At 53.5% G+C, this 4,036-nt stretch carries 4 protein-coding genes; all 4 read left to right on the plus strand.

All coding sequences use genetic code 11. The annotated features are described in order from the left end of the window. Nucleotides 1-475: 475 nt before the first annotated feature. Nucleotides 476-1,612 carry an AAA family ATPase gene (locus RTI30_RS13105; RefSeq protein WP_312283982.1) on the plus strand — a complete coding sequence of 379 codons (1,137 nt, stop codon included), beginning with the start codon at nt 476-478 and terminating at the stop codon, nt 1,610-1,612. 9 nt (nt 1,613-1,621) lie between these two features. After that, nucleotides 1,622-1,882, plus strand: coding sequence for a hypothetical protein (locus tag RTI30_RS13110; protein ID WP_312283983.1), 261 nt, complete (start codon nt 1,622-1,624; stop codon nt 1,880-1,882). Then, complete coding sequence (locus RTI30_RS13115; RefSeq protein WP_312283984.1) at nt 1,879-2,700, plus strand: hypothetical protein; 822 nt, start codon at nt 1,879-1,881, stop codon at nt 2,698-2,700. The genes RTI30_RS13110 and RTI30_RS13115 overlap by 4 nt, the downstream gene beginning before the upstream one ends. A 63-nt stretch (nt 2,701-2,763) precedes the next feature. Beyond that, complete coding sequence (locus RTI30_RS13120; protein WP_312283985.1) at nt 2,764-4,029, plus strand: hypothetical protein; 1,266 nt, start codon at nt 2,764-2,766, stop codon at nt 4,027-4,029. The last annotated feature ends 7 nt before the right edge of the window (nt 4,030-4,036 follow it).

The raw sequence follows: 4,036 nt of genomic DNA on the forward strand, positions 1-4,036 counted from the left end.
TTCCAAGGAAAGCCTCAAAGGACGCCGAAAAAAGGCGGCCTGGGACAACCGCTACATGGAGCAAGTCCTCACCGGAATTTTTCATGCGTAAGCCCTGGGCTTTGCCTGGTGCCACCGGGGCGGAGTTTTACTAGCCACCTTTATCAGGTGCTTCCCCTTGTGTACACCATCTCCGCTGCCGCTGATTTTTCCCCTCCATCGGCTGGGGTCCCTGGGTGTGTAAGCTTGCTGTACGCATCGTTGCGCTCTTGCAATTAGATTACCATAAAAATTCTGCACTTCGCCCTTTCTCGGAAACAAAAAAAGAGGTGGGCCAACTAGAGCCTCGTACCTTTCTTCCGATTTTCACAAACAATGGCTTTCTTACCATTCGCAAAAGATGTTTTCTCTTTTACTCATAGATAAAGGAGAGATGGTTATTTTTTATGGTAAGATGGTCATAGTGAAAGTGAGCAGAAAAAAAGGGGAATGGGTAATGAACACGGTTATCGCAGCAGACATCCATCTGAGCATGGCGAGTACCAGAATCATCGGACAGGATGCCGCAATTCACCAGATTGAGCGCGCCATCCGACGAGTCACGTCCGGTTTGGCGCGGCGCAAAAACAAACCATTGGCTTCTTTTCTCTTTACCGGACCATCCGGTGTCGGGAAAACGGAGACCGCCAAGGCTATCGCCGAACTGGTCTATGGGGACATTCGCAGAATAGTCCGATTCAACGCCAATGAAGTAAGTGGAGAGGGAAGCCAATGGCGAGCCTTCGGCCCGCCGCCAGGCTATATGGGCAGCGACACCGGCGGGCAGATCACCCAGGGCGTCAAGCGCTTTGGCGGTCGCTGCGTAATCCTCATCGACGAGATCGAGAAGGGGCCACAAGAGATCTTCGACGGCCTGATGGCCTGCCTGGACGAAGGCTATCTGCAAGATGCCTCTTTTGACGAGCGTATTTCGACCGAGGATTGCATCGTCGTCATGACCAGCAACGCCTTGGTCGATGACGAGTGCGCTGAACTTACCGAGGAAGAGCTCCGCGAGCGCGTAGTGAACTCGAAGGCAACGGATCCACGCACTGGGCAGAAGATCTCCCGATTCCGCCGCGAGTTTGTGGGGCGGATCGGCAATGTCGTCCATTTCCGCAGCCTGAGCCGGGAGACGCTCACGCAAATCCTTGCCGATACCTACCTGCGGGAAACAGCGGTACAGATCGCCATCAACCTGCAGCTCCTGGCTCCCGACATGACCCCCAAGGCACTCGGCTTCCTGGTGGATCAGGTAGGCAGTGGCCGGTTTGGGGTTCGCGGGATCAGCAAGGTCTTGGACGAATATATCCTGGACCGGGTGTTGGAGTTACCCGAGCGCGAGGAGATCAACTCTAAGTGCTGGGTATGGGATTTCGACGAGGAAGAAGGAAAACTCATCCTCGTACCAGCCTTCACGACTTCGCACGGAGGTTTCCTGGCAATGTACCGACAGTACCCGCAATACAGCAAGGAAGTTGTCGCGCAGAAGGTGATCCAAAAGTACGACTGGCTCTTCGAGAAAACCAAGGATGAGATCAGACGCAGACTTGCTCTTAAAAAGGCTGTTGGCGGCCTCCATCGCCTGTACTAAGGAAGCGAAATGCTTGCCTATTTGCCGGTCCTCGTTTTTAGCGTCGCCGTATTCTTCTTTATCTTCTCGCAGGGATTCCGCAGCCTCACCGTGCTGCTCCTCCAGGGGATAGGGAAGCTCCTGCTCGCTGTATGGGTGCTGATCACCCAGGTCTTTCGCGTCTTCAAGATCATCGTGATCTACACCATGGATAGCATCCGGATTATCCAGAAAAAGATTCGCGAGGAAGAGGAAGAGCACGCCCGCAAGGAGCGAAGAAAGATCCGATGATGGATGCGCCTCACCAGCCAGAACAGAAGAGTTTCGGCATCGGATTCCGGCACGCTTTGCTCTATCCTGACCACCAAAGCCAATACAACCAGCCCCCCATGAAGCAAAAATCGTCGCTGACCACCATCGACGCAAGGCGCAGATCGCGCCAAAAAACGCCACGGCAAGATTGGCGATATGCGACCAAGATGTCGCCAGTCACCCAGGCGTTTTTGCGAGATCCGGTCGCAAGAATCCAACGCGATCTGTGCGGCATGTCGTCACCATCTCCCATCGACGCAAAGCGCAGACCGCACAAAAAGCCGCAACGGCTAGATCGACCACTTTCACGCAAGTGCGCGTCAGATCCATCGACGAATTTGCAAGATTCTGGGCTGTGGAGCAAACGACACTCGTGCGCGTTCTCGACAAAATCTCCGATTTCCATGATCGGGACGAAGCGCAGTTTGCCGCGCAAAGCTGGACGACTTGATCAGCGTTTTGCAAGCAAGAGTGCATCAAAGATCATGGCGATTTTGCGCGATCATGGGGGGCGGGACCAACCGAATCTGTGCCGCATAAAGGCGCAATCGTCACCATTGGGCATCGACACAAAATGCAGTCTGCCCAAAAAATCGCAACGACCATGTCAGCGCTTTGCGCGGGATAGAGCTACAGGAAGCCCGACGATTTTGCGCGACATCGACGCACAAAACAGAAACGATCAGCACATCATGACGACACAAGCGCCACGATCAACGAACGCCGCAAAGCGCAATTACGCGCCAAGAGCGCAACGGCAAGATTGGCGACTTTCGCGCATGAGCGCATCAGATTAACCGACCATCTTCCCATGTTTTTGTGCATATACCAGTGTCGGCAGTTGAATAAAAGGAGTGCGGATGACAACGAAAGATTCTGATGGAAAGACAAACAAGACAGAGAAGAGGGAGCGGAGATTTCCCCTCACGCCGCATGATGAGTTAGGTCCGAAGGAGGGCGGGCCCATCCTGCGCCATCGCACCAAGCGACCAGATGGAAAGTTCTGGGTTGGAACCCAGGAGCAGCTCATCCTGAACCCAAAAACACGCAAAGCGTACGCAGCATCCGTCCAGTCAGAGCCATACAATCGTTTCTATGTCGACCACTTCATTGAAGACGAAACGCACCTTTTGCCACATCTGCTGGGGGAGGATTGCATCGCCACTGAACTCCACGACGCAGTCAAAAAGTCTGGTCGGGACTGCGGCGTTTCTGTCTATGTAGTGAAGGATGCGCCGCGCCAGAAATCAACCGTTGACCACCATACTGTCCGCTACGCTTTTCATGACGAACATGGTATACGGCGACAGAAAAACACATTACCAGACCGTGACATCATGCGCGTCCTCATCGACGAAGAACAGGTCGAATCCTTGCACAAACTCTACCGTCTGGCTCCGGTATTGGAAGCAGTTGTCAAGGTCACGCTCAACCTTATGGAGCATCGGAACCGCGTCCTTGATGCGGCACAGAAAGCTATCGACGGCATTGTCGACCTGATGAATGACAGCCTGCAAAGGCATCCAGAAATCGCAGACATCGTTCAGGCCCACGCCAAGATTATGGAGATGGCGAAGAAGAAAACGGAAGGTGCAGAGATCATCGATAACGCCGTTCTGGTCCTCGATGAATATACAAAATTCTTGTGCGCTAACACGCGAGCTTACGCACAAGCCTACGGTCCATACGGGAGACACAGATCACTAACTCTTGTCCGGACCAGCCGGAGAGTCACCTGGATCATTACTGGCTTTGAGTGGCGCTACACGTTCTTCGACAAGTACCGACTACGCTTCGGAAAGGATAACAAGGTCAACCCAAGATCCCACCTCGGAACATTCTTATCCAAAAAGAAAATATTGCACGCTCCAGGAAACAAAGATCTGATCATTGGGCACATCGAAGCACCAAAGAGAGTGAATCGAACCTTTCTGCGAGCGGACGCTGACCTTGCAAGAAATGACACGAACTACCGCGAGACACAGCGCCATGTGGACGATTATCTAGCGATTGCGGAGCCATTCAGCGACACGTGTCAACGGCCACCAATATGGCGCCATTTTAGGGTCGGCATAATGGCGCCATCTCAGGGTCGCTGTAATGGCGCCACTCCGGGGTCGGCATAATAGCGCC

This window comes from Candidatus Igneacidithiobacillus taiwanensis (assembly GCF_031962545.1).
Taxonomy (GTDB): Bacteria; Pseudomonadota; Gammaproteobacteria; order Acidithiobacillales; family Acidithiobacillaceae; genus Igneacidithiobacillus; species Igneacidithiobacillus taiwanensis.